Source organism: Lentzea chajnantorensis (genome assembly GCF_054300775.1).
Genome location: NZ_JBSDZT010000002.1, coordinates 7,612,737 through 7,637,017, shown reverse-complemented (window position 1 = coordinate 7,637,017; position 24,281 = coordinate 7,612,737). Strand labels below are relative to the sequence as shown.

The following is a 24,281-nucleotide window of genomic DNA, read 5'->3' as shown; positions in this document are numbered from 1 at the left end:
CCCGGAGCACCTCCGGGCGGCCTTTCGCGTCACCCGGCTACTGCGCGGCCACCCGGTAGGCGCGGATGACCGTCAGCTCGACGGTGCCGCCCTTCGCGTCGACCGCAGTGGCCCTCAGCGAGGCCCACTTCGCGTCCGCCGGGTGGTGAACGAGCGCACTGGTGCCGACCACCCCCGCACGACGCCACGACGCGCCGTCGTCGAACGAGTACTCGACACCGGTGACGCGCACCGCGCCCGTGTCGCCCTGCGACTGCGTGAGCAGACCGAGGCGCTGCAACGTTCCGGCGGGCACGGCGCCGTTCGCGTCGAGCTTCGGAGCGAACCGCACGACCGACAGCGGCAGCACCGAACGCTGCTCACCGGTCGCCTTGGACCTGAACGTCCACCTGCCCGACACCCGCGTGCTGAGCTCGAACCGCGAGCCGCGGTCGAGGCTCATCTCGGCGCGGTAGTCCGCCTCACCTGCGGGCAGGCCCTCGAACAGGCCACCGCTCTGCGGCAGCTCACCGGCCAGGGTGCCCTCCCGGTACAGGGCCGTGCGGGCGGTGTCCACAGTGGACGTGCCACTGCCGTGGTTGCCGTCGCCCAGCATCGGCACGCCGAAGTAGAGCTCGTCCCGCAGGCGTTCGGCGAACGGGTACGGCGACTCCGGCAGCGCCGGCGAGAACACCGGCACGACCTCGCGCTCCTGGTGGGTGCGGCCGGGTGCGTAGGTGCGCGGGCCGGAGATCACGCGTTCCTGCGCGCCGTTGGCGTGCTGGGTGCTCACGACGGACTGCCAGCGCAGGTCCTCGGTGGTCAGGTAGTCGACCGCCTTGGCACCGGAGGGCACCGGGTAGAGCGCCGAGGAGCCGCTGAGGCCGTGCACCGTCAACGGGAACTCGCCCTTGGTCGCCGTGCTGCCCGGCTTCAGGCCACCGATGGCGGTCTCGACGCGCGCGAGGTCCTCCTTGCGCGGTGTGCGGGTGAGGCCGGTGGGCAGGCTGCCGCCGACCGGGTAGGCGAGCCGGTAGTAGGTCGCCGGGTCGGCCGCCGAGTTGGCGTGCAGGGCCGTGAGCGACGAAAGCTCGCGCGGCGGGAGCGGACCGCCGATCTGCGCGGCCGCCACCCCCTCGAAGCCGCCGAACGAGAGGATGCCTGCCCCGACCGTGCGGTCGCCGTACGTGCGCTGCCAGCTCAGCTCACCGACGACGAACGAGCCGGGCGGTTCCGGTGCCCGCACGTCGATCCGCTGCGCGAGCCGGGCGTCCTGCCGCACAGTCAGGTCGCCCGTCACCGCCACCGTCGGGTGGAGGAGCACGTCCAGGTGCTCCGGGGTGCTGATCGACGAGTCGAGCACGTAGGTGCCCCTGGGCAGCCGGATCTTCTGGTCACCGGCGCCGACGAGCACCTTGAAGCCGGTGGAGTCGAGGCCGTCGACGAACGTGATCGAGCTCGCCGGGTCCTGCCCCTCGCGGTCGGTCAGGTCGACCGTGAGGGTGTACGACTCGACCTCGCGGTCGATGCCGACGAGAGTGCGGACGGTGTGCGAGCCGGAGGTCGCCACGACCACGCCGGTGTACGTGCCGTCCTTGCCGCCGACGCGGGTGTCGCCGGTGACCTGCACCGCCGCCGTGCCCTTCGCGGGAACGGTGACCCTGGTGGCGCCCAGCGTGAACATGCCCGCCGGAGCGGTCGTGTCGATCCTGAGGTCCAGCGTGACCGGCGCGTCCGTCGGGTTGGTGTAGGTGACCGGCTTGGTCTCCGGTTCGTCGTCGGCGTGCGGCCACTCGTGCCGGCCGAGGTTCAGCGCGACGACGTCGGCGGTCAGCACCTGCTCGACGGCCTTCGCCACGTCGATGCGGCCGGCGCCCTGGTCGAACGCGCTGACGCCGGCGGCCGGCCTGGCCGTGGTCGCGAGCGCCGACTTCACCTGGGCGGGCGTCCACTCCGGGTGCTGCTGGCGCAGCAACGCCGCCGCGCCCGCCACGTGCGGGGTCGCCATCGACGTGCCGCTGGCGGCGACGTGCTCGCCGTTGGTGCCCGCGGCCGCCGCGACGATGTCGACGCCCGGCGCGGTCACCTCGGGCTTGAGACCGCTGTCCCCGGTGCGCGGGCCCCTGCTGGAGAACGGCGCGAGCTTGTCGTCGCGGTCGACGGCCCCCACCGAGAGCGCGGCCTCGGCCGTGCTGGGGGAGCCGACCGTGCCCGTGCCGCCGGAGTTGCCCGCGGCGATGACGAACAACGTGCCGTACCGCGCGGTCAGGTCGTTGACCGCCTGCTCCAGCGGGTCGACCTCCGGTGTGTCGCTGCCACCGAGGCTCATGTTGACCACCTGGGCGCCCTGCTCGGCCGCCCAGCGCATGCCGTCGAGGATCCACGACTCCTGGCAGCCGGACTCGACGCACACCTTGGCGTCGAGCAGCTGCGCGCCGGGTGCGACGCCGCCGTACTTCACGTCGTGGCTCGCGACGGTCGCCCCGACGTGCGTGCCGTGGCCGACGTTGTCGGTGTTGTCCGGGTCGGTGGTGAAGTTCCGCTCGGCGACCTGCTGGCCGCGGAGGTCGGGGTGGTTCTCGTCGACACCGGTGTCGACGATGGCGACCTTCACGCCCTTGCCGGTGATGCCGCGCTGGTGGGCCGCGGGTGCGCCGATCTGCCGCACGCTGCGGTCCAGGACCGGCTTGCGGATGCCGTCGAGCCAGACCTTGGCCGCACCGGACCGCAGCGCGCCCCAGTCGCCGGTCGTGCGCGCGCCGAGCCTGGCCCGGCCGTCCACGACCAACGGCATCCGGTCCCGGTAGCCGAACTCCAGCAACGTGGTGACGTCGAAGAGCCTGCGGTCGAGCCGGTCCGCCGCCAGCGGCCCGATCGCGTCGCCGGGGACGACCAGGGTGTGCCCGTCGGCACCGCGGTGCGTCCGGAACGTCATGTCCTGCCTGCCCTCGCCGGGTTGGATGCCGAGCACCCGCTGCCCCGCGCCGAGCAGCACCCTGTCACCGGTGACGAGAGTGACCTCGTCAACGGCCTGGGCGGGCTGGTTCCCGGTCGGTGCCGCGGTGGCAGCGGTGGCCGGCAGGGCGGTCAGGGTGAGCGCCGCGAAGGCGGCGCCCAGCACTTTCGTTTTGCCGCGCATTCGAATCCCCTCGTGGTTCGAATTGCTGCGCGCTGTGGTCCGCGCAGGCCGGAAGGCCTTCCGCGGAAAAGCGAAGGCAAGGCGAAAAAGGTCCCCCGACGCTTTCGAACGTATCGAGGGTGGCCCGGATCACACAGGGCTGAACGGGGTATTCTCCTGCGGCTTCTCCGCGCCCGTCAGCGCGACCGCCAGAACTTCCAGCGCGACCTGGGCGGCGCCTGCAGCTCACCGGCGGCGCGCAGCCAGTCGGCGAACGCGGCGGCGTCCTCGCGGGCCCGTGACCCCGCCTTGCGGGGGTTGGCCAGCGCATACCGGTCGAAGAGCGGCCGGAACCGGTCGCCCAGCTCGTGTGCGACCTCCGGGCCCAGCATCCGCACGATGCCCCGGCGTTTCGCGAGCAACGCGCGCCGTTCGACCTCAATGCGTCGTTCGTCGAACCCCGCAGGTGCGGGGGTGCCCGTGAGCAATGCATTCAACAGTTCCGCCTGCTGCGCGGCAAGCCTTTTGCGTGCAGCCGAAGCGTCAATGTGGTCGTGTTTCTCAGTCACGGTGTTTGTCCACCACCGTGCGGATAGCGGTCAGCTCGGACGAGATTTCGGCGTCCGACGGGTAGTTGTCGTCGCGTTCGAGCAGAACACCGGGAGGCGCGACGCGCGAGCACAGCTCGTCGAGCACGTCGAGCACCTCGGGCAGCACCGCGTGGGCGTGCGTGTCGTGGTAGATGTCGCCGTGCTGCTCGCCGCCGGCCACGTGCACGTACGCCAGGCGCTCCAGCGGGATCTCGTCGAGGAACCGCTGCGGGTCCGTGCCGATGTTGCGGGCGTTGGCGTAGAGGTTCGCGACGTCGACGAGCAACCAGCAGTCGGTGCGCTCGACGAGCTCGGCCAGGAACTGGCCCTCGGTCAGCTCGCCGTCCGGCCACTCCAGCAGTGCGGCGACGTTCTCCAGCGCGAGCGGCACCGGCAGGTGCTCCTGGGCGCGCTTGACGTTCGCGACGAGCACGTCGAGCGCGTCCCTGGTCCGGGGTACCGGCATCAGGTGTCCCGAGTCGAGCCCGCCCGCGCGCACGAAGCACACGTGGTCGCTCACCAGCGGAGCACCGACGGCCTCCGCGACCGACGCGAGGTGCTCGACGCGCTGGAGGTCGACCTCCTCCGCGCCGCCCAGCGACAGCGACACGGCGTGGGGGAGCACCGGGATGCCGCGCTCCAGCAGGATCGTCACCGACTCCGGCAGGTGGCCGGTGTGCAGGTTCTCGGCGACGACCTCCACGAAGTCCACGCCGGGCAGCCGTTCCACGGTCAGGTCGATCTCCGACCGCCAGCCGATGCCGACGCCCAGGTCCTTGATGACCGCCATCAGTCGCCTCCTCCGCCACCGCCGCAGCCACCACCGCCGCAGCTGCTGCCACCACTCGACGAACAGCCGCTGCCGCTCGAAGCGCATCCACTGCTACCACACCCGGCACCACAGCTGCCGCACGACGACCCGCCGCGGTCCGGAGTGGACTTCTTCAGGTGGCCCTTGCGCGGCAACATCCGCACCACGCTCTGCGACAGGCCGAAGAGCCCGGCGACCGGGCGCCCGTCGACCTTCCCGCAGAACCCGTGCACCGCCACCGCGTGCACCCGGTCGTGCGCGGTGGCGTGCAGGAGGGCCTGCCGGCCCGCCTTGGTGAGCGGCTCGCGGCCACGGGCCCAGACGACCAGCAGAACGGCGACCGGCACACCGATGAGGAACATCGGCGAGGACACGACCCCGAGCAGGAGCAGGGCGGCGACGAGCACGAGGTAGGTCCACCAGGCGTCACTGCGCCGGCGTGACGGCTGCATCAGCCGCCGCGCCACCAGGTACCGGTGCAGCGCCTGCGCCTCCGGGCTGAACGCGGCGGACTCCACGACCAGCTCGAACCGCACGGCGGTGCTCAGCTGGTCGAGGACCTGCCGTTCCAGCGACGTGGTCGCGGCCTGGCCGTCCTGGCGCACGGCCGTCACGAGCCCGTCGCGCGACACCCGGACCGCGCCGGTGTCGACCAGCCGGGCCAGCGCGGTCTCCGCGGCCCGGCCGGGTCCCGCCGTCAGGTACCCGATCTCCTCCGCGGACAGCCGGGTGCCCTGGGGCGTCGTCGTGGTCATCCGGTCTTCCCCCTCAGCTGCTGGAGCCGCAGCTGCTCGAACTGCCACAGCTGCTGCTCGAACTGCTGCAACTACTGCTGGAACTGCTGCAACTGCTGCTGGAGCTGCCGCAGCTGCTGCTGGAACCGCCGCAGCCGCTGCTCGAACAGCCGCTGCCGGAACCGCAGCCGCTCCCGGCGCAGTTCGACGCCGCGCCGCAGGTGTAGACGTAGCCGGACCCGGCGGTGTAGTGCCAGCCACCGTTGTCCGAAGTGGACCGCCTGCTGCGCTTGCCCGGCGTGAGACCGCGGGTCGCCACGGTGTGCGGCCGGCTGAGCATGTTGTGCCGTGCGTACTTCAGCACGGTGCTGCCCAGGGGCGTCAGCGGGCCCCTCCTGCGGACCAGGAACGCCAGGAACGCCGTCAGCGCGGCGAACACCCAGAACACGTGCTCGGCGAACCCGATGCCGAAGAACAGGACGGTCATCAGGATGCAGACCACCTGGAGGCCGGTGGACCCGCTGACCTTGCGCCGCCGCAGGCCCCGGTCGACCAGGCTCTGCTGCAGCGAGGCCATCTCCGGGCTGCGGGCGGCCCACGCCACGACCGAGCGCATCGGCTGACCGGCACCCTGGACCCCGGCCAGGACCTTGGCCTCGATCCGGGTCGTGGCGCCGTAGCCGTTCTGGTGGACGGCGGTCACGAGCCCCTCGCGGGAGACCCGCACCAGACCGCCGTCCATCAGCCGGGCCAGTGCGGCCTGCGCCGCCCTGTCCGGTCCCCCTGCCAGGTACCCGATCTCCTCTGCGGACCAGTCGGTCCTGGTCGAAGACTTGGCCATCAGCACTCCCCGTTCCACTGGTGCCGTCGCACCTTCGACGTGGAATCCGCTGCTCGGTTCCTCTCGTTACCCGAACGGCACCGTGGGCTCAGCAGCCGCCGCCGCCTCCGCCGCAGCCGCCCCCGCCACCGCCACCGCCGCAGCTGCTCCCGCCCGAACACGAGGAGGAGCTCGACGAACACGAACTGCCACCGGTGTAGCCCGCCGACGTCCCGGCCGGTGCGGCGAGCAACGAGCTGCGCACCGCGAGGTCCGGGTAGACGGCGAGGCCCCCGAGGGCGACCAGCGCGGCCGCGCCCACGAAGGTCTCGTGGTCCGGGCGGGTCTCCCCACCCCTTGCGGTGCGGGCGTCGTCGAAAGCGCGATCCCCCTTGGTCGTGCGCACGAGCTTGCCGCGCCGCGTGACGAGGAAGAGCAGCAGGAGGGTGAGGACGAGCTGCAGGGACAGCCAGCCGACGGGTGCGTCGATCGCGATGCCGTTGACCCAGCGCACCACGCCGACCGCGAACAGCAACCAGAACAACACCGATCCGTTGCGCCGCGCGCTTTTCGCGGCCTCCGGGCGGATGAGGAGACCCATGTCCTCGAGGCGGCGGCCGATCGAGGTGACGGCGGGGTCGCCGGTCATCGTCAGGACCAGCAGGGAGACCGTGCGGTTCTGGTAGCGCCGGCTGTCGGCGAGCACGGCGCGGTCCACGGGGTTGCGCGACTGCGCGGAGCTGGTGGCTTGAACGGCGCCACGGCGGGAGACCCTGAGCTCACCCGCGGTGAGCAGGCGGGCGATGGCCGTCTCGACCACGCGCCGCGGACCGCCCACCAGGTAGGCGATCTCGTCCACGTCGAGCAGGCGCACGGGCTGGCTCCCACCGGCCCGTGCGCGCACCCGGAACACGATCGCGACCAGCACGGCCAGTGCCAGCCCGATCCAGTAGAGCTGGAGGAACTCCGGTCCGGACAATCCCCAAGGCCTCATGCGACCCACCCCCTGACTGCCCCCAAGACCCTGCTTGGGTGACGTTCATGGTGTGGTCCGCGCCACAGGCTCACAAGGCTTGTTGACGAAGCCTTAGGGTTGCCCGCTCCCGGTCGCGGTTTCTGCCCGTGGGCGGGGAATGCGGCTCAGCTGGAGGAGCCGCCGTCGACCCCGCTGGAGCCCTCGCCGTCGGTGCCGAACTCGGTGAAGATCATCGCGCCTCCCAGGTTCTGTCCGGCCGTTCCGCCGGACCCGGTCCAGTCTCCTATTCGGACGGAACGAGTTTCAAGGAGACGGAGTTGATGCAGTAGCGCTGGTCCGTCGGTGTGGGGTACCCCTCACCTTCGAAAACGTGCCCGAGGTGGCTGTGGCACGTGGCGCAGAGCACTTCCACGCGCTTCATGCCGAGCGTCCGGTCCTCGCGCAGGATGACCGAGTCGCCCGCCAGCGGTGAGAAGAACGACGGCCAGCCGCAGTGCGAGTCGAACTTGGTGTCGCTGCGGAACAGCTCCGCGCCGCACGCACGGCACTCGTAGACGCCCTCGGTCTTGGTCTCGACGTACTCGCCGCTCCAGGGCCGTTCGGTGCCGGCCTGCCGCAGCACCGCGAACTCGGCGGGGTTGAGCTGGGTGCGCCATTCCTCTTCGGAGCGCACGATCTTGGGAGTGGTGCCGACAACAGGTTCCATGACCCTTTATAACGCCGCGGCGGTCGCTGGGCTTCCCGGCGGGGGCATCGAGGGGCGCAGGCGTAAGACCCCGTTAAGGACTGGTTCAGAAGATGATGGCGATGATGTCGCTCAGCGCGAACCAGATCGTGAGCACCACGCCGAGCAGGATCAGCCCCACGACGAACACGGCCACCAGGCGCTGGTGGCCGGTCGTGCGGTTCGCGGAGTCGGCGAAGTCCTGCACCCCGTCCAGGTAGCCCTCGACGGTGTAGCCGGGGCGTTCGCGCTTCATCCGGTCGAGGTGCGCGGCGAACGCCTTCGTCTCCGGGTCCTGCGGGTCGAGGCCGATCAGCTCCTCCTGGATCTGCTCGCGCTCGTCCTTCGAATCGCCCATGACCACCAGCTTAGTGGCTGAGGGCCGAGTTCCACCGGTGCGAAGCGGTGATCCGCGCGGCCGTTCAGCTGGCGACGGCGAGCGAGGGCCGGACCGCGCCGACCGCCCTGCCGTGGCCGAGCACCGGCACGGTCGCGAGTCCGGCGGCCTTCCCGACGTCGACGCCGAGGCGCTTGAGCACGGCGACGACGACCACCGCGCGGGCGCGCGACGAGCCGTCCGCGATCTTCAGCGCGATGCCCTCACCGCTCGGCAGGCCCACCGCGTAGACGCCCTCGGCGCCGTCCTTGGCGATCACGCCGGGCAGCGCGTCCATCAGCTCGGTGACGTCGCGGCCGGTGCCGCCGACCCACTGCGGGAAGGCGTTCATGGCGGCGGCGACCCGGTGCTCCAGCGTGCCCTCCTCGGCACCGGCGAGCAGCCCGAACGCCCTGGCGAGAGCGGTCAGGCTGATCGCGAAGATCGGTGCGCCGCAGCCGTCGACGCCCACCTGGGCGACCGGCTCGCCCGCGACGTCCTCGATGGTGGCGCGGGTGGCCACCTGCAGCGGGTGCGCCGGGTCGAGGTAGTCCTCGGTCGACCAGCCGTTGACGACGCAGGTCGCGAGCATCGCGGCGTGCTTGCCGGAGCAGTTCATGTACTTCGGGGCCGCGTCCAGGCCGCGGGCGAGGTGCCGGGCGCGGGCCGCCTCGCCCAGGGGGAGGTCGGGCGTGCACCGCAGGGCGTCCTCGGTGAGCCCGGCACCGGCGAGGATGCGCAGGGCGCCCTCGACGTGGAAGTCCTCGCCGGAGTGCGAGGCGCAGGCCAGTGCGAGCAGCTCGCCGTCGAGGTCGAGGCCGCTGCGCAGCATCGCGAGCGCCTGCAGCGGCTTGTTGGACGACCGGGGGAACGCCACGTCGCCGGGCCGGCCGACCGAGAGCACCGGGGTGCCGGTCGCGTCCGTCGCCACGACGGTGCCGTGGTGCACCGACTCCAGGAAGTCGCCCCGCCAGACCTCCGCGACCACCTCGTGCCCCATGACGCCCTCCCTCACGACCGAAGAACAGAACTGCCAACTGTCGACAGTTGACTACGCACCTAATGTAACCCCCGGACGGTCGGTGCCGTCCAGATCAGGAGACGAACGTGACACCTCCGCTGCACCTGAGCCTGGCCGGCCAGGCGGTCGACGTCCTGCGCGAGCAGGTGCTGACCGGGGTCATCCCCGCCGGGTCGCGGGTGAACGAGGTCGAGGTGGCCCACCAGCTCGGCATCAGCCGCGGCCCGCTGCGCGAGGCGATCCGGCACCTGGCCTCGGAGGGGCTGCTGACGCTCGTGCCGCACCGGGGCGCGTTCGTGCCGGCGGCCGACGAGGACGAGGTGCGGGCGTTGTTCGAGCTGCGCACGGCGCTGGAGTGCGCGGCGGCGGAGCTGGCGGCGTCCCGGCGCACCGACGTCGACCTGGTGCGGCTGCACGAGGTGTGCGCCGAGTCGCGGCGCGACTACACGGCGGGGCAACCGTTCCCGTACCGGCTGGACCTCGCGTTCCACCGGGCGTTGCTGGAGGCCGCGCGCAGCCCGCGGATCGCCGAGCAGGTGTGGCTGGTGCAGCAACGGGTGGTGCTGCTGCGCAGCGCGCTGGAGGACGACCCGCCGCACCAGCACGCGTCGCTGGACGACCATGACGAGCTCGTGCGCGCGGTCGAGGAAGGTGACGCGGCGCGCGCTTCGGGTGTGATGCGCCGCCATCTGTCCCGAGTGTGCGCGCAGATGCTGACGAGCCTCAAGGCCTGAATAATCGCCGTCGGACGAGGTGGGTGTGCGAAGGCGGGGGAATGCGCGGGACGACGTTCGGTGAGTTCCTGCGGTTCTACCGCCGCAGGGCCGGACTCACGCAGGAACAGCTCGCGTCTCGCACAGGGCTGAGCGTGCGCGCGTTGAGCGACCTCGAACGCGGTCGCGTCCACACACCACAGGCGACGACCGTCGACCTGCTCGTCACCGGCCTGGGGCTGGACCTGGGCGAGGCGGGGGAGTTCGGCACGCTGGCCCGCTTGGGCGAGGCGGGGCAGCCGCGGCCCGACCACGCTGACCGGACCGCCTGCGCACCGCCGCCCGCCACGGAGGCTCACCGGCCGCGAGGCGGCGCGGCGCGAGCTCGCGGACCGCGTGCGGGTGGCCGGTACGGCGCAGGTGCTCGACGTCGTCGTCGTGCACGGGCCGCCCGGCGTGGGCAAGACCGCGCTCGCCGTGGACGCCGCGCACCGGTTCGCCGGGTCGTTCGCCGACGGCTGCCTGTACCTGGACCTGCGCGGCGTGGACGCCGAACCGCTGCCGGCCGACCGGGCGGTCACCCGGCTGCTCACCGCGTTCGGCGTGCCCGACGCCCGGATGCCGTCCGACCCGGCCGACCGCGACCGGCTCCACCGCTCGATGATGCGCGACCGCGCGGTGCTGCTGGTGCTCGACAACGCCGCCGACGAAGCCCAGGTCCGCCCGCTGCTCACCGCCGCACCCGGCTCGCTCGTGCTCGTGACCAGCCGCAACGTCCTGGCGGGCCTCGTCGCCCGGCACCGCGTCGAGCTCGGTCCGCTCGGCCGCGACGACGCCGTCGCGCTGCTCGCGGCGGTGGCCGGTGACCGCGTGGCGGCCGACCGGGAGGCCGCGGGTGCGGTCGCGGGGCTGTGCGGCGGCATCCCGCTGGCGCTCGCGATCGCGGGCCACCGGCTCACCGGGCCGCGGTCGCTGCGCCGGCTCGCCGAGCAGCTCTCCGACGAACGTGCGCGCCTCGACGTGCTCGCCACCGGCGACGTCCAGGTGCGGACCGCGTTCGAGCTGTCCTACCGGCTGCTCGCACCGGGGACCGCCGCGGTGTTCCGCAGGCTCGCGCTGGTGCCCGGCCACGACACGTCGGTCGAGCTCGCCGCCGTCGCCGCCGGGGTCCCGCCCGACGACGCGGAGGCGCTGCTGGAGGAGCTGGTCGACGCGAGTCTCGTGCGTCCCGGTGACCTCCCCGGCCGGTACACGTTCCACGACCTGATCCGGGACTACGCGCGCGAACGCCTGCACGGCGAAGAACCCGGCATCGACGAGCACCGCCTGCGGACGCGGAACTGGCTGATGACCACCGCGACGGCCACGGCGGCGTTGTTCCACCCGGACGAGCAGGGCGCGGCGGACCTGGAGTGCGCGGACCGCTGGTTGCTCGCGGAGGTGGCGAACTGGCGTGGTGCGCTGAGGGAGGCCGTGCGCGCGGGTGACCACAAAGCCGTGCTGGCACTGGCGAACGCGATGCACTGGTACTCCGACCACCGCGGCCAGAGCGATCTGTGGCTGGAGGTCTACACGGCCGGTGTCGACGCAGCGCGCGCACTCGGCCGCAAGGAAGACGAAGCGAAACAGCTCAACTTCGTGTCGTGGGTGTACTTCGCCCGTGCTGTCCGCCTGCCCGCTGCCCTGGAGGCCCACGAGGCGGCGCTGCTGGTGGCGCAGGAGTGCGGTTCGGTGCTGGAGACGGCGTGGGCGCACTACTACCGCGCGGGCATCGAGACCCGCAGGGGCGACCAGGCGACGGCGGTCACGCACGGCCGGCGCGCCGCCGAGCTGTTCCGCCGGGCCGGGCTGCCGATGGCGGTGGTGTTCGCGCTGTCGTTCACCGGCGTGGTGCTGCAACGCACCGGGCGCGTCGCCGACGCCGTGGAAACCCACCTCGCGGCCATCGCGGAGGAACGGGCCGTGCGCGGCACCCAGCGCGGTGTGGCGAAGGAGAACACGGCGCAGCTGCTGCTGCGGCTCGCCGACAGCCTCACCGCCGCGGGGGACCCGGAGCGGGCGCTGACGGTCGTGGCCGAGGCGGACGCGTTGATCGGCGAGTTCGGCGGTCTGCGCGCGATGGTGCGGCACAGCCGGGGCCGTGCGCTCGGCGCCGCCGGCCGGTGCGGGGAGGCGCGTGAACAGTTCGCCCGCGCGGCCGAGGGCATGGGTGACCCGGAGGCCAGGGTGTCCGTGCTGATCGAGCTCGCGCAGACGTGCGATCGGATGGGAGACCACGACGCTGCCACACGGCACCGCGTGCGCGCGTTGGCCGAGAGCGAGGGCTACGAGTCGCCTGGCATGACGAAGCTCCAGCACGACGTGGCGGAAGCGCTCGGCATCGCGCTGACGGCTTAGCGGAGGACCGTGCTGAGGAACGCGTCCGCGTCGAACCGCTCCGAGCCCGCCGGGACCAGGCAGTAGGCGGCGTCGAGGAACTCGCGCAGGGTCGCCAGGGGCACCCGCAGCACCGTGGTGTGCCGGGAGGAGACGAGCTCCAGCACCACCGCTCTGCCACTCGGGCGCACCCGCACGTCACCCTTGCCCGACGGCCGCGACAGGCCGTCCCGCAGCAGGTCGCGGCCCATGATCCAGGTCGCCACCGCGTCGCCCGCGTGGAAGTGCATCGAGACGGCGAACGGGTCCTCGCCGGTGTAGACCAGCTCGGTGTCCACGGGTGCGGTCGTGCCGTCGGCACGGACGAAGTCGAAGACGGTGCGTGACGCGACCCGCATGGGAGCTCCCGAATGTTCGCCGGTGGTTCACCCGGGTTCACGTGGCCGGCACCGAAATGGTTCACAGGTACGTGGACCGGTTTCCTGTTTCCACCGGCCCTGAAACGAGCGCGCGGCGCCAATCTGATGAGATTTGCCTGATCGAACGGTCCGAGCGGTTTTCCGACGTGCGACGGCGGCGCTGTGGCCCTCGTCCCAGCCGGTGCGCGGCGGCGGGACTTCTGCCGGTCGTTCTGCATGGTCCTTCCGCTGACGAGGCGATTTCCTGGAATCCGTCCCAGAAAGGACGGGTGACATGAGTGCCCCTTCTGCCCGCCGCCCGCGACCGGCCGGTGCGGTGCCGGGTCAAGTGGCCGGCCGGCTCGTCGGCCGCGAACGGGAGGTCGCCGCGCTGGCCGAGGCGCTCGGTGCCGGGCGGTCGTGCGTGGTGCACGGTGCCGTCGGCACGGGCAAGAGCGCGCTGCTGGCCGTCGCGTCGTCGATCGCGGTGCGCAGCGGACTGACACCGGTGCGGGCGTGGCCCGGTGCCGACCGGCGCGCTGTGCTGGTGGTCGACGACGCCGACCAGCTGCCCGCGGAGCAGCTCCAGCGGCTCGCGCGGTTCCGCGGACCGGTGCTGGTGGCCGGCGACCTCGACCCGGACGCGGTGCCGGTCCTGCTGCCGGACGCGGAACGGGTGGCGGTGCGGCCGGTCGGTGCCGAGGCGGTGGCCGAGCTGGTGCGCCGCCGGGCAGGTGCCGAGGTGCCGCCGGAGGTGACCCGGCTGTTCCTGCGTTTCAGCGGCGGTGCGGCCGGCGTGCTGAGCGACGCGCTGGACCTGGTGGCTGAGGGAGGTCTCACGGCAGCGTGCCTGCGCGACACGCTGCCGTCGCTGCGGCTGCCGCGGTTGCTGCGCGCCGTGCGGCGACGCTGGGACTCCCTCGACGCCGGGGCGGTGGCCGTCGGCCGCGCGCTCGCCGTGCTCGGGGAGACGTCGCTGGACGTGCTGTGCGAGGTGGCCGGGACGCCGTCGCTGGAGGCCCTGGCGGCGTTCGAACGGCTGGTGGACGCGCGGGTCGCCGCCGACGGGCCGATGCGGGTCTGCTCGCCCGCCCTGGGGCACGCGGTCCGGCACGAGATGGCGCCACAGGACCGCGAACGACTGCACCGCACCGCGGCCCGCGTCCTGCACCGGCGCCGTGACACCGCGACCGCTGTGGCCGGGCACGTCGTGGCGTGCGCGGAACCCGTCGCGCAGCCGTGGGTGGCACCGGTGCTGTCGGCGGCAGCCCGGCTGCACCGGGCGGCGGGACGGGCCGGGGACGCGGCGCGGTGCCTGCGCGCGGCGGTGCGCGAGCCGATGGACGACCGGGTCGCGGCCGAGGTGGCGGACGGCCTGGCGGAGCTGCACCTGCGCTGCGGCGTCGCGCCCCGCGCCGGTGAGCTCGGCCGGCTCGCGGGCGGGGACCGGCTCGGTGCCGTGGTGCTCGACTGGCAGTGCGACGAGGAGCTGCTCGGGCTGGAGCTCGGACCGGTCGCGAGCGCCGTCAGCGCGGCGCACGCCGGTGCGGCCGACCGGAGCGGCGGGCCGGCGTTGCGGGCGTTCTGGCTCAGCCTGCGCGGGGACGGCGCCGAGCTCGCCGAGCAGGTGCTGGGCGCGGTCGCGGACGGTGCCGGCGACGCGGTGCCGGACCTGGTGTTCGCCGGACTCGCGTTGCTGCACAGCACGTCCGACTACGCGGCCGTGCTGCTGGAGCTCGTACCGCGGCTGCGGGCGCGGCTGGTCGGTGCCGAGGACGACTGGCTGGTGGCGCTGGAGGCGTGGGCGCACCGGGCGAACGGCGACCACACCGCGGTGTCCCGGCTGGTGCGGGAGCTGACGGCGCGGACCTCACCCGCGCGGGGCTGCGCGGCGCTGGGAGCGGCGGCGTTCGCGGCGTCCGCTGTGGACGGTGGCGTGCCGGACGAGGCGGCGGAACTGCTGGGGCGCCTGGGTTACGCGGGCACGCTGCCGCCGGCGTGGGTGTGCACGACGCTGCTGCACCACCGCGGCCGCATGCACCTGGAGCTGGGCTCACCGCGGGCGGCGCTGGCCGACGCGACCGAGTGCGGAGAGCGGCTCGCGCTGTGGCGCGCGGACAACCCGGCGATCGCGCCGTGGCGGCTGGTCGCGGCAGCGGCGAAGGCACGGCTCGGCGCGAGGGCCACCGCGCGGGAACCGGTCCGGCGGATCGGGGCGGCGTGGGGCCGGTTGACGCCGCACGAGTCGCGCATCGTCCGGCTGGCGCTCGCCGGCGAGACGAACCGGGCCATCGCCACCCGGTTCGGCGTCACGCAACGGGCGGTCGAGCTGCACCTCACCCGCGTCTACCGCAAGACCGGCATCAGCCGGCGGGTGCAGCTCTCCGCGGTGTTCGGCGACTGAGCCTCACAGCAGGCCGGAGCGGATCGCCCACGCCACCGCGTGCACCCGGTTGCGCAGCCCGAACCGCTCCAGCACCTGGTGCAGCGCGTACTTCACGGTCCGCTCCGAGCAGAACAGCCGCTGCGCGACCTCCGCGACGGTGGCGCCCTCGGCGAGCAGCCGCAGCAGCTGCACGTCGCGGTCGCTCAGCACCGACCCGGCCCCGGTGACGGGCTGCCCGCCGAGCAGCAGCTTCTCCAGCCGTTCGGTGGTGACGTCGGCGCGGCGCACCGGCACCGGGAGCCCGGCCTGCGCGGCGATCGACGGCGTGAGGTCGTGCAGCCGTGCGGCGATGACGACGACACGGGGTGCCGCGATGGCCTTGAGCCGTGCGGCCTGTTGCGCGCACAGCTCGTTCACCACGGCCAGCAGCACGTGCGCGTCGGCGCGGTCGGACACCACCCGCACCCGAGGGGAGCTCTTCAGCAGGTGCGCCACCCCTGCGGCGCTGATCAGGTCACGGGAGTCGACGGCGACGCGGACCGGTTCGATCCCGGCGTCCACGAGGGCGAGGGCGGAACTCATGCCCCGATGGTTCACCGGTCCGGTGTGCGTCCACTTCGGAAAACCGAACCGATCAGCACCTGCCGCCCGGCCACCGACGTGCGGAACTCGCCAGTGGGCCAGTGCTCGACCCGCAGCTCGTCACCGGGCAGCACCGGGGCGGTGAACCGCGCGTGCAGCTCGGTGAACTCCCTGCCGCGCACGGTGATCCCGAGCGTGCACAGGCCGTGCAGAACAGGACGGTCGAACCCGGCCGCCCGCGCGAACTCCCGGTCGTGGTGCATCGGGTTGACGTCACCGGTCTCGCGGTAGCGCAGCGCCTGGTCGGCGGTGGTGCGGACGACGGTCACCTCCGGTTCGGCGGCCGGCACCGCGAACTCGCGGGTCGTGCCCCGCGCACCGCCGAAGCCGCCCTCACCCTTGACGAAGCACGACGAGCGGGTGGACGCGTACTCCGACTCCCAGGTGCTCACCACGAGCGCGCCGGAGCCCTTGTCGAGGATGTCCGTGACGGTCTTCGTGACGACCGCCGAACCCTCGCGCGGCAACGGCCCGTGCAGCCACAGCGACTGCTCGGCGTGCAGCACGCGTGTCATGTCGGCGCCGGTCAGGCCGAGCTGCGGGCCGCCGTGCTGCAGCAACGGGATGGCGAACGCGGGGGAGAACCCGCCGACCGCGGCCGCGTACACCTCGGCGTCGCCGGACGACCAGGTGCGGACCTGTCGTTCGACGACACCGAGGATGCCGTGGTCGAGCATTACCCGAGGGTGCCGCGGACGTTCGCGTGACCCTTGAGCAGGTTGCGGGCGATCGTGCGGCGCTGGATCTCGTCGGTGCCCTCGTAGATGCGCAGCAGCCGCAGCTCGCGGTACCAGCGCTCGATCGGCAGCTCGCGGGTGTAGCCCATGCCGCCGTGGATCTGCAGCACGCGGTCGACGATCTCGTTGGCCTTGATGCCGCCGTAGAGCTTCGCGATGGACTGCGCCTGCCGCGAGTCCTGCTTCTGGTCCACGAGCCACGCCGCGTGCAGCACGAGCCAGCGCAGCGCCTCGATCTCGACCGCGGAGTCCGCGATCATCCACTGGATGGCCTGGTACTCGGCGATCGGCTGGCCGAACGTGACGCGGTTCTTCGCCTGCTCCACCGCCATCTCGACCAGCCGCTCGACGCTGCCCAGCGCGCGGGCGGGCAGCAGGTAGCGGCCCTGGCCGATCCACTGCATGGCGAGGTGGAAGCCCTTGCCCTCCTCGCCGAGGATGTTCTCGTGCGGCACGCGCACGTTGTCGAACACCAGCGCGGCCGGGCCCCACTGGCCCATGGTCGGGATGGGCTCTGACTTCCAGCCCATGTCGCGGTCGACGAGGAAGCAGGTGACGCCGCCGTCGGCGCCCTTCTCCCTGTCCGTCACGGCGAACACCATCACGAAGTCGGCCTCGTTGCCCTGCGTGATGAAGGTCTTCTCACCGTTGATGACCCACTCGTCGCCGTCGCGGACGGCGGAGGTGCGGATGGCCTTGGCGTCGCTGCCGGCACCGGGCTCGGTGATCGCGAAGCACGAGACGCGCTCGCCGGAGATCGTCGGCAGCAGGTAGCGCTGCTTCTGCTCCTCGTTGCCGTGGAACAGGATGTTGTCCGCGTAGCCGCCGAAGCGGAACGGCACGAAGCTACGGCCCAGCTCGGCCTCGACGAGCGCGGTCATCAGCGCGCCCAGGCCCATGCCGCCGTACTCCTGCGGCGTCAGCACGCCGAAGAAGCCCGCCGCCTTCGCCTTGTCCTGCAACGCCTTCAGCTCGTCCTTGGGCAGGCCGGGCTGCCCGGCGCGCTCCCGGCGCAGCACCTCCGGCTCCAGCGGGACGATCTCCTTGCGCACGAAGGTCCGCACCCAGTCGCGGATCTCCTTCTGCTCGGCGTCGAGCGTGAAGTCCATTTCTCTCCCTTAGACGAACGCGTTGATGCCGGTCAGCGCCCGGCCGATGAGCAGTTTCTGGATCTGGCTGGTGCCCTCGTAGAGGGTGGTGACGCGGGCGTCGCGCAGGAACTTGCCCACCGGGTACTCGTCGATGTAGCCGTAGCCGCCGAACACCTGGATCGCGTTGTTCGCGACCTTGACCGCGGCCTCGCTGGCGTAGAGCTTGGCCATGGACGCCGCCGTGCTCAGGGGCAGGCCCCGGTCGGCGAGGTCGGCGGCCCGCCAGGTGAGCAGCCGGGCGGCCTCGGTCTCCACGGCCATGTCGGCGAGCAGCTCCTGCACGAGCTGGAAGCCCGCGATGGGCTTGCCGAACTGCTCGCGTTCCCCGGCGTAGCGGAGAGCGGCGTCGAGCGCACCCTGGGCGGCACCGACGCAGCCCGCCGCGACGGACATGCGGCCCTTGTCGAGCGCGCCCATCGCGAGCTTGAAGCCCTCCTCGCTGAGCAGGGCGTCCGCGCCGACGTGCACCCCCTGCAGGGTGATCTCGGCGGTGGCTTGGCCGCGCATGCCGAGCTTGCCCTTGACCTCGGTGGCGGTGAACCCCTCGGTCGCGGTGGGGACGAGGAACGCGCTGACGCCCTTCGGCCCCGGTCCGCCGGTGCGGGCGAACACCAGGGCGACGTCGGCCCACGTGCCGTTGGTGATGAAGACCTTGCTGCCGTCGAGCACCCAGCCGTCACCGGACCTGGTGGCCCTGGTGGCGAGGCTGCCCGCGTCGCTGCCGGTGCCGGGTTCGGTGAGCGCGAAGCAGCCGACCAGCTCGCCGCTGGTCAGACCGGGCAGCCAGCGCTGCTTCTGCTCCTCGGTGCCGTGCCGCGCGATCGACTTCGCGACCAGCCCGAGCGACACGGAGATGATCCCGCGCACCGCGCTGTCGCCACGGGCGACCTCCTCCAGCACCAGGCAGTACGCGAGGTTGTCACCGCCGGAACCGCCGTGGGCCTCGTCGATCCCCAGCCCGAGGAAGCCGACCTCGCCGAGCTGCGGCACGAGCGCGCGGTCGATGGCCTCCTCGCGGTCCCACCGGGTCGCGTGCGGGACGATGCGCTCGTCCGTGAACCGCCGGGCCAGCTCCCTGAGCTGCCGGTGTTCGTCAGAAAGCGTCAAGTCCACAGGCCCTCCCGATAAACCGAACAGTGTTAGGTTAACTCACATGCCGCGGCCGAGCACCCCTCTGTTGAGCCCCGACCGGATCCGGTCGGCGGCACTGGCCATCATCGACCGCGACGGCCTCGACGGCCTGTCGATGCGCAGGCTGGCCGCGGAGCTCGGCGTGCAGGCCGCGTCGCTCTACGGGCACGTGAAGACCAAGGACGCCCTGCTCAACGACGTGGCCGCGGCGATCCTCGCCACGATCGACGTGTCCGGCTTCGCCTCGGGCGACTGGCGCGCCGGACTCGTCCAGTGCGCGCGCTCTTACCGCGAGGCGCTGGCGTCACATCCGAACATCGTGCCGTTCCTGGCCTACGGCCCCGCCGGTCGCGAGGAGTCGCTCAAGCGCCTGGACGTGATGCACGGCGCCTTGGTCGACGCCGGCTGGTCCCGCCGCGAGGCCACGATGATCGCCGCGGGCGTCATGTACATCGTGTTCGGCTCCGCGCTCAGCTCGTTCTCCAGCGGCTTCTCCTCCGACCCCGCCGCCTACTCCGGCCGCTACCCGCACCTCGACCGCGCCCACCTGCTGCCCGGTGTGGCCCGCGAGCTGGACCGCGACAGCTTCGAGCTGGCGCTCGCGGCGTTCGTGCGGGGCCTCTAGTGTTTCGGCGTGGCTGCTGCGAAGTCGAAGGCGATCGAGCTCGAGGTCGGTGACCGGCTGGTGCGGGTGTCCAACCCGGACAAGCCGTACTTCCCGGCGCGAGGCATCACGAAGCTCCAGGTGGTGGAGTACTACCGCACGGTCGCGCCCGTGCTGCTGTCCGTCCTGCGCGATCGCCCGGTCGTCCTGAAGCGCTACGTCGACGGCGTGGAGGGCGAGGCGTTCTACCAGAAGCGCGTGCCCAAGGGCGCCCCCGACTACGTCGAGACGGTGACGGTGAGGTTCCCGTCCGGCCGCCCCGCCGACGAGATCTGCCCGACCTCGGAGGCCGTGGTCGTGTGGGCGGCGAACCTCGGCACGTTCGACTTCCACCCGTGGCCCGTCCGCCGCCCGCTGGTCGACCTGCCCGACGAGCTGCGCATCGACCTGGACCCGCAGCCCGGCACCGGCTTCCGCGACGCCGCACGGGTCGCCGGCGTGCTGCGCGAGGTGCTGGCCGACGCGGGCCTCACCGGTCACCCGAAGACGTCCGGCGGTCGTGGCATCCACGTGGCGGTGCGCATCCGGCCAGAGTGGGACTTCGTCGACGTCCGGCACGCGGTGATCGCGCTGGCCCGCGAGGTGGAGAAGCGCGCGCCGTCCCTGGCGACTTCGGCGTGGTGGAAGGAAGAACGCGGCGAGCGGGTGTTCATCGACTTCAACCAGGCCGCCCGCGACCGCACGATCGCGTCGGCCTGGTCGGTGCGCGGCACCCCGCGTGCCACCGTGTCGACGCCGGTGACGTGGGACGAGCTGTCCACTGTGGACCCGGACGACTTCGACGTGCTGACCGTGCCCTCCTACCTGGCCGAGCGCGGGGACCCGCACGCGGGGCTGGACTCGGAGGCGTTCGGGATCGAGACGCTGCTGGAGTGGTACGCGGCAGACCCGCGCGGGGAGATGCCGTACCCGCCGGACTACCCGAAGATGCCGGGCGAGCCGCTGCGGGTGCAGCCTTCTCGGAAGAAGAACTGAGCACCTGGCCAGAGGTCTTGTTCGCCCCTCCCCCTCCTTGCAGACGCCGGCACAGCCAGGGGCGGGGCCTTGGGGCGTCGAAGGCACAACAGCTGGCGACCTGCTCAGAGCTGGGAAACTCGTTCCTGCGCCTTGGGTTCAGTGCTGCTGGAAGCCGGGCGGCAGGTGCAGCCAGGCGGTGGATTCGGCGTCCCAGCCGGTGAGGACGGCGGTGCCGTGCGGCGTCCTGACCGGGACGTGGTGCGCTGTGAGGAGGCCGGTCACGGTCAGGTGCACGGCATCGAGGTCTTCGGCGGCGCGACTCCAGCAGACCCGAGCGCGTCCCGCTGACGAGTGCGGGTAGCGGGTCACCAGCCGCCCGTAGTCGGAGGGCGAGCCGATGGTGAACAACCGGACGCCCGCCGGGTCGAAGGTGACGGTGGACAGCGGTCTCATCTGACCGAACTCCGACCACTCTCCCCATTGCCACATGCTGGTGCCGCCCGGCAGGAGGGACGAGGTCCACAGTGCTCCGACCGGTTTGTCGTCACCTGCGGGTTCATCGGCTACCTGAACCTTGTGCGGTGTCGCGTCCGTCGCGTACCGCGCCTGGGGCGACCGCAGTGAGGGATCGCCCAGGGGCCCGGTTGCCAGCCGCCGCAGCACGGCGGCTGCGACCTGGTCGAGCTTCCGGAGCGGGCCGCGCGGTGAAGTCACGGCCGGAATGCTGAAGGGATACCGCGAAGGCGATGTGCCGGTAAAGGTCGTCGTCGTTCAGGTCGGTCAGGTCGAGGTCGTCGAGGAAGTCGCGCAGCAGCAGGCACAGTTCGATGAGGACGGGGCTGCGGAGCTGGTCGGTGGGGCCATCGGCCATGGCGGGCCTCGTGTTCCAGTGGGGTGCCTGACCTCCCGGACGGTAGTCCTGCCCAGGCAGCCGTCGCGGGCGCGCGAGCAGGGGTGACGCGCTGGCCGTCCGGTCGTCCGGCAGGTGGGCCAACCGGCTGTACCCGCTCTGGATCCGGTGGGTGACCTCGTAGACTGGGCGGAACGAGAGGAGGTCGCCATGGCCCAGCCCTACGTCGTCCGATACGTCGGCGGTCCCCTCGACGGGCGCGTGGACTCGCTGCCCTCCGTGCCGGAGGAGCCGAAGCAGACGGTCACGTACGTGCACCTGCACGGCGGCCCCAAGATCGTGCACGTCTACGACCTCGCCTACGTGGTCGAGTACGGGTGCGAGTACCGGTTGCGCGCAGAAGAGGCGTGACCGGCCCGTTCGCCTGAGAGCGCTTTCACCGCACGGTTCCCGTGACTTGATCTTGCCGTCGACCCGGTGCTCAGAATTGTCAGGGGTGTAGGGCATGCTGGGGCACAGGTGTTCGAATGGCGGGAGGCAGCGCGATGGCGAAGAAGAGCGGGCTGTCGGCGGAGGACGTCGGCGACCTGCGCTCACAGCTCGACGGGGGCACTCAGCCGCTGGTGTGGTTCACGGCGGCCGCGGTGGGCATGGAGGCGGGGAGGTCGGCGAAGGTGCTCGCCTTCACCGACCCGGAGGAGGGCGACTTCATCCAGGTGCGGCCGACGGGGTCGAAGGACGAGATGTCGTTCGGCCCGTCCGAGCTGACGCTGGAGAAACCACCGCCCCGCAAGAAGCCCGCCGCACCACCCGCCGCGCAGCCCGAGCCGCCGCGGGAGACTGTGGTCGAGTACCCCTACGTCCCGGAGGTGCCGGTGAAGCCCGCGGCCCCCAAGCCGAAACCCGCTCCCGCAGTCGAGGCGCCCCCGCCGCCGAAGCCCGCCCGCAAGCAGGGTGGTGCGAAGGCGGCGCCGGAGGTCACCATCACCCTGGTGAGCGCCGGTGAGGGCGAGTGGACCGTCGAGGTCATGCAGGGCGCGCGCAAGTCCGTGCGGCCGACGGCGGTCTCGCCGGCCTCCGTCGCGCAGGCCGCGAAGCTGCTCACGCCCGAGGTCGCCGAGATCGTCGAGGGCGTGCTGAACGCGGCGCGTGCCCAGCAGCTCGCCCGCGTGGAGCAGCTGCGCGCCGAACTGGAGGCAGCGCAGAAGGCGCTGGAGGACCTGGGCGCGTAACGCGGTCACCGGCTGCGACCGCACCGGTGGTGGTGTGGCCGCGTTCGGGTGAGGGGGCTTCCCAGAGCCGGTGGCGGGGCGGACCGTGGAACGCGCGGAGGTCCCGCTGGTCCGGCGTGAAAACGGGAGGCCCTGATGGGTACGTGTGGATGCTGTTCCGGGTGCACGGGGCCCGGCTGCGGCTGCTGTTCGAGCTGCTGACACCAGAACCGAGCAGGGGGAGCCTTCCCGAACCGCGGAAGGCTCCCCCTGCTGATGTCCTGGAAGATCAGGGCGGGCAGACCGTGCCGTTCGTCGGCACCTTCGCCTCGACCAGGTAGTCGCGCACCGCGGTGGTCGCACAGCCCGACACCCCGAGCGCCCCGTGCCCGCTGCCCTGCCAGCCGATCAGCACCGACCCCGGCAGCCGCTGCGCCGCGTGCTCGGTGCCCGAGGCGGGCGTGGCCGGGTCGTCGGCGGTGCTGAGCAGCACGATCGGCGGCGCGCTCTTCAGCGGGTCCACCTTCGCGAGCGACGGCACCGGGAACGGGCTGCAGTGCAGCAGCTGCCGGGCGAACAGCGTGCCGAACAGCGGGTGCTTGCCCTGCCAGTCCGTCGCCAGCGCCTTCACCCGGTCCGGTGGGATGCGGGTGGTGGTGTCGTTGCAGCCGATCACGAGGCCGGCGTCGAAGCGCGGCGGGTTCTCGTCGAGGTCGCCGACCAGCGGGTTGAGGAACGTGAACAGCGCGGTGCCGTCGCCCGCGCGGGCCTTCACGATCGCGTCGGCGAGCGCGGGCCAGCGGGAGCGGTCGCCCAGGCCGGACAGGATCGCGTTCAGCGCGGACCCGGCCGTCAGGTCCACGTACTCGCCGCGGATGCGGGTGGTGCGCAGCTGGGTGAGCAGGCCGTTCACGTCGTCGCGCGGCTTGGTGAGCGCGCAGCCGCGGGCCAGGCAGTCGCGGGCGAAGGCCTCGAACGTCGCCTCGGCGGCCGCCGCGCGGGACTCGAGGACACCGGCCTGGTCGAGCGTCGGGTCGGGGGCGCCGTCGAGCACGGTGCGGCCGATGCGGTTCGGGTAGCGCTGGGCGTAGGTCGTGACGACCCGCGAGCCCTCCCCGATGCCGAGCAGGTTCAGCCGGTCGGTGCCGAGGTGGTCGCGGAGCCGTTCGAGGTCGGCGGCCGCGCGCCACGAGTCGAACGCGGTCAGCCTGCCCTCCAGGTCGAGCACGCACTCCTGCGCCGCCTCACCGGCCGCGACCACCAGCTGGGACTGCTCGGGCTCGGCCGGGTCGTACTCGACGAGCGCCGCACGCGTCCCGGACGGCACGCAGGCCATGCCCTCGGACCGGCCGGTGCCGCGCCGGTCCACGCCGATGATCGTGTAGGTGGTGAGCAGGTCCTCCGGCAGCGCCGCCGCGAGCCGCGCGGCCTTCACCGTGCCGGACTCCCCGGCGGGGTCGCCGACCACGACCAGCGCGCTCTTGCCGGAGCCGACGCGGGTCAGCGAGACGCTGAGCGAACCGCGGCCGGGACGTCCCGGCGGGTCGAGCACCACGCTCATCCGTGCGCACTCGTACTTCTGGTCGCCCTCGGGCACGTTCGTGCCGATCCGGTCGCGCATCTGCTCGCCGCACGGCGACCACGCGAGCGAGTCCGACCGGTAGTCCTCCAGCGGCGGAACGGGCTGCGGTCCCGCGAGCGCGCTCTGGTCGGCGGGCTGGTCGCCCTCGCCCCTGACCGCGATCACCGGCCGCAGCGACGGCCCGGCGCTGCACGCCGTCAGCACGCTCACTGCCAGCAGGACCAGGGCAGCGCGACGCACAGGTGTTCCTCACTTCCGTCCAACTCGGGCTCGGGTGGAGCCTCGCACGCGCCAGGTGTGAACAAGGTGAGTCAGGCCGTTCCCGGCCTGTGGG

The 24,281-nt window shown here is 72.5% G+C and carries 24 protein-coding genes and 1 pseudogene; 8 read left to right on the top strand and 17 right to left on the bottom strand.

What is annotated here, in order from left to right; translation table 11 throughout:
* Positions 1–37 precede the first annotated feature (37 nt).
* From ACVDFE_RS36420 to ACVDFE_RS36380, 9 genes are all read right to left on the bottom strand, one after another.
* On the bottom strand, positions 38–3,118 hold the full coding sequence (locus tag ACVDFE_RS36420; protein ID WP_458433642.1) for a S8 family peptidase: 3,081 nt from the start codon (positions 3,116–3,118) through the stop codon (positions 38–40).
* A 176-nt stretch (positions 3,119–3,294) separates the two neighbouring features.
* On the bottom strand, positions 3,295–3,594 hold the full coding sequence (locus ACVDFE_RS36415; protein ID WP_360399135.1) for a hypothetical protein: 300 nt from the start codon (positions 3,592–3,594) through the stop codon (positions 3,295–3,297).
* A gap of 64 nt (positions 3,595–3,658) precedes the next feature.
* Positions 3,659–4,477: a DUF692 domain-containing protein gene (locus ACVDFE_RS36410; RefSeq protein ID WP_458434457.1), complete on the bottom strand. Its 819-nt coding sequence runs from the start codon at positions 4,475–4,477 to the stop codon at positions 3,659–3,661.
* Positions 4,477–5,301 (bottom strand): TIGR04222 domain-containing membrane protein, encoded by an 825-nt coding sequence (locus ACVDFE_RS36405; protein ID WP_458433641.1) that lies wholly within the window; start codon positions 5,299–5,301, stop codon positions 4,477–4,479. The genes ACVDFE_RS36410 and ACVDFE_RS36405 overlap by 1 nt, the downstream gene beginning before the upstream one ends.
* On the bottom strand, positions 5,267–6,073 hold the full coding sequence (locus ACVDFE_RS36400) for a TIGR04222 domain-containing membrane protein (RefSeq protein WP_458433640.1): 807 nt from the start codon (positions 6,071–6,073) through the stop codon (positions 5,267–5,269). The genes ACVDFE_RS36405 and ACVDFE_RS36400 overlap by 35 nt, the downstream gene beginning before the upstream one ends.
* A gap of 88 nt (positions 6,074–6,161) precedes the next feature.
* The gene (locus ACVDFE_RS36395; RefSeq protein ID WP_458433639.1) at positions 6,162–7,046 is read right to left on the bottom strand and encodes a TIGR04222 domain-containing membrane protein; all 885 of its coding nucleotides are present in this window, start codon (positions 7,044–7,046) and stop codon (positions 6,162–6,164) included.
* A gap of 265 nt (positions 7,047–7,311) precedes the next feature.
* Positions 7,312–7,734: a peptide-methionine (R)-S-oxide reductase MsrB gene (gene msrB, locus ACVDFE_RS36390; protein WP_360399123.1), complete on the bottom strand. Its 423-nt coding sequence runs from the start codon at positions 7,732–7,734 to the stop codon at positions 7,312–7,314.
* 85 nt (positions 7,735–7,819) lie between these two features.
* Positions 7,820–8,110, bottom strand: a complete 291-nt coding sequence (locus ACVDFE_RS36385; protein ID WP_360399120.1) for a hypothetical protein — start codon at positions 8,108–8,110, stop codon at positions 7,820–7,822.
* A 64-nt stretch (positions 8,111–8,174) separates the two neighbouring features.
* Positions 8,175–9,128: an asparaginase gene (locus ACVDFE_RS36380; RefSeq protein WP_458433638.1), complete on the bottom strand. Its 954-nt coding sequence runs from the start codon at positions 9,126–9,128 to the stop codon at positions 8,175–8,177.
* A 107-nt stretch (positions 9,129–9,235) separates the two neighbouring features.
* Here ACVDFE_RS36380 and ACVDFE_RS36375 point away from each other — a divergent pair, with 107 nt between their 5' ends.
* From ACVDFE_RS36375 to ACVDFE_RS36365, 3 genes and pseudogenes are all read left to right on the top strand, one after another.
* Positions 9,236–9,883, top strand: a complete 648-nt coding sequence (locus ACVDFE_RS36375; protein ID WP_360399114.1) for a GntR family transcriptional regulator — start codon at positions 9,236–9,238, stop codon at positions 9,881–9,883.
* 41 nt (positions 9,884–9,924) lie between these two features.
* Positions 9,925–10,056 (top strand): annotated as a pseudogene (locus ACVDFE_RS36370) (helix-turn-helix domain-containing protein); the annotation flags it as partial.
* A gap of 208 nt (positions 10,057–10,264) precedes the next feature.
* On the top strand, positions 10,265–12,259 hold the full coding sequence (locus ACVDFE_RS36365) for an ATP-binding protein (protein ID WP_458433637.1): 1,995 nt from the start codon (positions 10,265–10,267) through the stop codon (positions 12,257–12,259).
* Here ACVDFE_RS36365 and ACVDFE_RS36360 read toward each other — a convergent pair.
* Entirely contained in the window at positions 12,256–12,636 is a 381-nt protein-coding gene (locus ACVDFE_RS36360) for an SsgA family sporulation/cell division regulator (protein WP_458433636.1), read from the bottom strand. The genes ACVDFE_RS36365 and ACVDFE_RS36360 overlap by 4 nt on opposite strands.
* A gap of 295 nt (positions 12,637–12,931) precedes the next feature.
* Here ACVDFE_RS36360 and ACVDFE_RS36355 point away from each other — a divergent pair, with 295 nt between their 5' ends.
* Complete coding sequence (locus ACVDFE_RS36355) at positions 12,932–15,040, top strand: LuxR C-terminal-related transcriptional regulator (RefSeq protein WP_458433635.1); 2,109 nt, start codon at positions 12,932–12,934, stop codon at positions 15,038–15,040.
* A gap of 3 nt (positions 15,041–15,043) precedes the next feature.
* Here the strand turns inward: ACVDFE_RS36355 and ACVDFE_RS36350 are convergent, their stop codons facing one another.
* The 4 genes from ACVDFE_RS36350 to ACVDFE_RS36335 are packed head-to-tail and all read right to left on the bottom strand — an operon-like array spanning position 15,044 to position 18,665.
* On the bottom strand, positions 15,044–15,604 hold the full coding sequence (locus ACVDFE_RS36350; RefSeq protein ID WP_360399102.1) for a response regulator transcription factor: 561 nt from the start codon (positions 15,602–15,604) through the stop codon (positions 15,044–15,046).
* 11 nt (positions 15,605–15,615) lie between these two features.
* Positions 15,616–16,341: a MaoC/PaaZ C-terminal domain-containing protein gene (locus ACVDFE_RS36345; RefSeq protein WP_458433634.1), complete on the bottom strand. Its 726-nt coding sequence runs from the start codon at positions 16,339–16,341 to the stop codon at positions 15,616–15,618.
* Positions 16,341–17,510 (bottom strand): acyl-CoA dehydrogenase family protein, encoded by a 1,170-nt coding sequence (locus tag ACVDFE_RS36340; RefSeq protein ID WP_360399096.1) that lies wholly within the window; start codon positions 17,508–17,510, stop codon positions 16,341–16,343. The genes ACVDFE_RS36345 and ACVDFE_RS36340 overlap by 1 nt, the downstream gene beginning before the upstream one ends.
* 9 nt (positions 17,511–17,519) lie before the next feature.
* Positions 17,520–18,665, bottom strand: coding sequence for an acyl-CoA dehydrogenase family protein (locus ACVDFE_RS36335; RefSeq protein WP_360399093.1), 1,146 nt, complete (start codon positions 18,663–18,665; stop codon positions 17,520–17,522).
* Between the two features lie 64 nt (positions 18,666–18,729).
* On the opposite strand from ACVDFE_RS36335, the gene ACVDFE_RS36330 reads away from it, so the two are divergent.
* Both ACVDFE_RS36330 and ligD read left to right on the top strand, forming a co-directional pair.
* The gene (locus tag ACVDFE_RS36330; protein ID WP_458433633.1) at positions 18,730–19,308 is read left to right on the top strand and encodes a TetR family transcriptional regulator; all 579 of its coding nucleotides are present in this window, start codon (positions 18,730–18,732) and stop codon (positions 19,306–19,308) included.
* A gap of 9 nt (positions 19,309–19,317) precedes the next feature.
* Positions 19,318–20,322 carry a non-homologous end-joining DNA ligase gene (gene ligD, locus ACVDFE_RS36325; protein WP_360399087.1) on the top strand — a complete coding sequence of 335 codons (1,005 nt, stop codon included), beginning with the start codon at positions 19,318–19,320 and terminating at the stop codon, positions 20,320–20,322.
* Positions 20,323–20,460: 138 nt separating this feature from the next.
* Here the strand turns inward: ligD and ACVDFE_RS36320 are convergent, their stop codons facing one another.
* Both ACVDFE_RS36320 and ACVDFE_RS36315 read right to left on the bottom strand, forming a co-directional pair.
* Positions 20,461–20,757 carry a hypothetical protein gene (locus ACVDFE_RS36320; protein WP_458433632.1) on the bottom strand — a complete coding sequence of 99 codons (297 nt, stop codon included), beginning with the start codon at positions 20,755–20,757 and terminating at the stop codon, positions 20,461–20,463.
* A gap of 103 nt (positions 20,758–20,860) precedes the next feature.
* Positions 20,861–21,175 carry a hypothetical protein gene (locus ACVDFE_RS36315; protein ID WP_458433631.1) on the bottom strand — a complete coding sequence of 105 codons (315 nt, stop codon included), beginning with the start codon at positions 21,173–21,175 and terminating at the stop codon, positions 20,861–20,863.
* 147 nt (positions 21,176–21,322) lie between these two features.
* On the opposite strand from ACVDFE_RS36315, the gene ACVDFE_RS36310 reads away from it, so the two are divergent.
* Positions 21,323–21,565, top strand: a complete 243-nt coding sequence (locus tag ACVDFE_RS36310) for a hypothetical protein (RefSeq protein ID WP_360399081.1) — start codon at positions 21,323–21,325, stop codon at positions 21,563–21,565.
* Positions 21,566–21,681: 116 nt separating this feature from the next.
* The gene (locus ACVDFE_RS36305) at positions 21,682–22,386 is read left to right on the top strand and encodes a DUF6319 family protein (protein ID WP_458433630.1); all 705 of its coding nucleotides are present in this window, start codon (positions 21,682–21,684) and stop codon (positions 22,384–22,386) included.
* 268 nt (positions 22,387–22,654) lie between these two features.
* Here ACVDFE_RS36305 and ACVDFE_RS36300 read toward each other — a convergent pair whose 3' ends face one another.
* Positions 22,655–24,187 carry an alpha/beta hydrolase gene (locus ACVDFE_RS36300; protein ID WP_458433629.1) on the bottom strand — a complete coding sequence of 511 codons (1,533 nt, stop codon included), beginning with the start codon at positions 24,185–24,187 and terminating at the stop codon, positions 22,655–22,657.
* Positions 24,188–24,281 lie beyond the last annotated feature (94 nt).

Bases quoted from the DNA above. Each gene is read 5' to 3' on its own strand.
- ACVDFE_RS36420 (WP_458433642.1), bottom strand. From the start codon at position 3,118: ATGCGCGGCAAAACGAAAGTGCTGGGCGCCGCCTTCGCGGCGCTCACC.
- ACVDFE_RS36350 (WP_360399102.1), bottom strand. From the start codon at position 15,604: ATGAGTTCCGCCCTCGCCCTCGTGGACGCCGGGATCGAACCGGTCCGC.
- ACVDFE_RS36305 (WP_458433630.1), top strand. From the start codon at position 21,682: ATGGCGGGAGGCAGCGCGATGGCGAAGAAGAGCGGGCTGTCGGCGGAG.
- ACVDFE_RS36340 (WP_360399096.1), bottom strand. From the start codon at position 17,510: ATGGACTTCACGCTCGACGCCGAGCAGAAGGAGATCCGCGACTGGGTG.
- ACVDFE_RS36395 (WP_458433639.1), bottom strand. From the start codon at position 7,046: ATGAGGCCTTGGGGATTGTCCGGACCGGAGTTCCTCCAGCTCTACTGG.
- ACVDFE_RS36410 (WP_458434457.1), bottom strand. From the start codon at position 4,477: ATGGCGGTCATCAAGGACCTGGGCGTCGGCATCGGCTGGCGGTCGGAG.
- ACVDFE_RS36315 (WP_458433631.1), bottom strand. From the start codon at position 21,175: ATGGCCGATGGCCCCACCGACCAGCTCCGCAGCCCCGTCCTCATCGAA.
- ACVDFE_RS36385 (WP_360399120.1), bottom strand. From the start codon at position 8,110: ATGGGCGATTCGAAGGACGAGCGCGAGCAGATCCAGGAGGAGCTGATC.
- ACVDFE_RS36400 (WP_458433640.1), bottom strand. From the start codon at position 6,073: ATGGCCAAGTCTTCGACCAGGACCGACTGGTCCGCAGAGGAGATCGGG.
- ACVDFE_RS36355 (WP_458433635.1), top strand. From the start codon at position 12,932: ATGAGTGCCCCTTCTGCCCGCCGCCCGCGACCGGCCGGTGCGGTGCCG.
- msrB (WP_360399123.1), bottom strand. From the start codon at position 7,734: ATGGAACCTGTTGTCGGCACCACTCCCAAGATCGTGCGCTCCGAAGAG.
- ACVDFE_RS36345 (WP_458433634.1), bottom strand. From the start codon at position 16,341: ATGCTCGACCACGGCATCCTCGGTGTCGTCGAACGACAGGTCCGCACC.
- ACVDFE_RS36380 (WP_458433638.1), bottom strand. From the start codon at position 9,128: ATGGGGCACGAGGTGGTCGCGGAGGTCTGGCGGGGCGACTTCCTGGAG.
- ACVDFE_RS36360 (WP_458433636.1), bottom strand. From the start codon at position 12,636: ATGCGGGTCGCGTCACGCACCGTCTTCGACTTCGTCCGTGCCGACGGC.
- ACVDFE_RS36320 (WP_458433632.1), bottom strand. From the start codon at position 20,757: ATGAGACCGCTGTCCACCGTCACCTTCGACCCGGCGGGCGTCCGGTTG.